Annotated in this window: 2 protein-coding genes; both read left to right on the top strand. The window is 61.2% G+C overall.

Translation table 11 applies throughout. The annotated features are described in order from the left end of the window. The first annotated feature begins 203 nt into the window (after window positions 1-203). The gene (gene istA, locus NCR37_RS28245; RefSeq protein WP_250476107.1) at window positions 204-1,745 is read left to right on the top strand and encodes an IS21 family transposase; all 1,542 of its coding nucleotides are present in this window, start codon (window positions 204-206) and stop codon (window positions 1,743-1,745) included. 14 nt (window positions 1,746-1,759) lie between these two features. Continuing rightward, on the top strand, window positions 1,760-2,518 hold the full coding sequence (gene istB / locus NCR37_RS28240) for an IS21-like element helper ATPase IstB (protein ID WP_250476106.1): 759 nt from the start codon (window positions 1,760-1,762) through the stop codon (window positions 2,516-2,518). The last annotated feature ends 124 nt before the right edge of the window (window positions 2,519-2,642 follow it).

The raw sequence follows: 2,642 nt of genomic DNA, 5'->3' as shown, positions 1-2,642 counted from the left end.
TGCGTATTCCACGCCAAACCGAACGCTGATTCCACGGCAAACCGAGCACGGATTCCACAGCAAAGCGAGCGCCGATTCCACGGCAAACCGAGCAGGTATTCCACGACTGCCCGAGCGCGAATTCCACGCGTAACCGAGCAGTAAGGTGGCGGGACGGCGACGCGGATAACCATGGCACTCTCGACGATTTGTCGGGCGGCCGAATGTCGAATAAAAGGTTATCCATGCGTCAAATCAGGGAAGTGCTGCGCCTGCGTTTCGTATGCGAACGTAGCCAGCGCGAGATCGCGACGACGATCGGCGCTTCGAGCGCAACGGTCTGGGACTACCTAGACCGTGCCCGGCGTGCGCAACTCGACTTCGAGAGGGCCATGTCGATGGACGACGCGGCGCTCGAAGCGCTGCTGTTTCCGCCGCAACCGTCGTTGAGTCGGAGGCGCCCGTTACCCAACTGGGCGCTTGTGCATCGTGAGCTTGGCAGGCGAGGCGTAACCCTGGACCTGCTCTGGAACGAGTACAAGGCCCAAGAGCCCGAAGGGTACGGCTACAGTTGGTTCTGCAAGCACTACGAGCGCTGGGCAGCGGCTTTGCCGGTTACGCTGCGCCAGACGCACACGCCCGGCGAGAAGCTGTTCATCGATTACTCAGGCAACAGGCTCGGTATCGTTGATCCGCACACCGGCGAGATCCGCGAGGCCGAGGTGTTCGTCGCGACGCTCGGCGCATCGAACTACACATATGCCGAAGTCACTTGGACTCAGCAGCTTGAGGACTGGATCGGCTCGCATGTGCGCGCGTTGAGCTACATCGGCGGTTGTGTCGAGATCCTAGTGCCCGACAATCTAAAGTCCGGCGTACACAAGGCCGACTTCTACGATCCGGTTCTGAACCGGACCTACGGCGAGATGGCTGCTCATTACTCGATGGCGATCATCCCGGCACGCAAACGTCGCCCGAGAGATAAGGCGAAGGTTGAGCAGTCGGTGCTCCTGGCACAGCGATGGATTCTCGCCCGACTGCGCAACCAGCGGCTGTTCAGCCTGGACGAAGCCAATCGCGCAATCGCCGCGCTGCTCGTCGAACTGAACAACAGGCCGTTCAAGAAGCTACCAGGCTGCCGCCGCAGCGCCTTCGAGGAACTTGATCGCCCGGCACTTCGGCCGCTGCCAGAAAGGCCTTATCAGTATGCACAGTGGAAGGTTGCGCGTGTGGGCATCGATTACCACGTCGAACTCGATGAACACTATTACTCGGTCTCTTACTGCCACGCCCGCGAACAGGTCGACGTGCGCCATACGAAGGCAACTGTTGAGATCTTCCTGCGTGGTCAGCGTATAGCCGCGCATGCGAAGAGCGAGCGTCGCGGCCATCACACCACGATCGCTGCACATATGCCGCCGAATCATCGGGCCGCGACAACGGAGTGGAATCCGCAACGGCTGATCAACTGGGCCACCGACATCGGTCCACACACCGCTGCGGTCGTTGAACACTTGCTTGGCGGCCGCCAGCATCCTCAGCAGGCTTATCGCGCCTGCCTTGGCGTGCTGCGCATGAGCAAGGACTACGGCCATGCGCGGCTGGAAGCCGCCTGCCAGCGCGCTATTGATCTGAAGGCGCCGAGCTATCGGTTTATCGCCTCAACGTTGAAGAACGGTCTGGAGAGCAACGCCGATGCGCCCGTCGCTCAGACCGAACCGCCGCTCGTGCACGCCAATGTGCGCGGGCCGTCCTACTTCCATTAAAGGAGAGTATTGACATGCTGCATCACCCGACCGTCGAACGGCTGCACGAACTGCGCCTGTTCGGCATGGCTGCGGCGCTGGCCGACCAGCAATCCCAAAACAGCATCGATCAGCTCGGCTTCGAAGAACGCCTTGGGCTGCTCGTCGAACGTGAAGCAAGCGAGCGCCAGTCGCGACTTATTACGGCGCGGCTGCGCCGCGCGAAGCTGCGCTTCCCTGACGCTGTACCGGAAGACATCAACTACCGCGAGCCTCGCGGACTCGATCGCGCATTACTCGCCCGGTTGCTCACGGGCGAATGGATACGTGCTCATCAGAACGTGATTCTGGTCGCCCCGACAGGTCTTGGCAAAAGCTGGCTTGCATGCGCGATGGTTAATCAGGCATGCCGTCAGGGCTTCTCGGCCTGCTATTTGCGCATGCCCAAGTTCAACGAGGAGATGGCCATTGCACACGGCAGCGGCGGCTACGCGAAACTGCTCGCGCAATGGGCAAAGACCGACATCCTCGTCATGGATGATCTCGCCATGGCGCCGCTGTCGGATCCGGCGCGGCGCGATCTGCTTGAGGTGCTCGACGATCGGCACGGCCGGCGCTCGACGATCGTCACCAGCCAGATCCCGGTCGATAGCTGGCACGCCGCTATCGGCGATCCAACGCTGGCTGACGCGATTCTCGACCGTCTTGTTCACAACGCGCACCGACTCACGCTATCAGGCGAATCGATGCGCAAGCGCCGAAATGGTTTGACCACCGAAGACGGGAAGGAGTAAAAGAACTCACCCCGCGTCGCCACGTCCGCAGCGCTCGCTTTGCTGTGGAATCTTCGCTCGGCTTCACGTGGAAAGTCTGCTCGCTTTGCCGTGGAACGGCTGCTCGGTTTGCGTGGAATACGCA

The sequence above is a fragment of the Caballeronia sp. GAFFF1 genome, from assembly GCF_023630705.1.
GTDB lineage: Bacteria > Pseudomonadota > Gammaproteobacteria > Burkholderiales > Burkholderiaceae > Caballeronia.
This window is presented reverse-complemented; position numbering and strand designations above follow the sequence as displayed.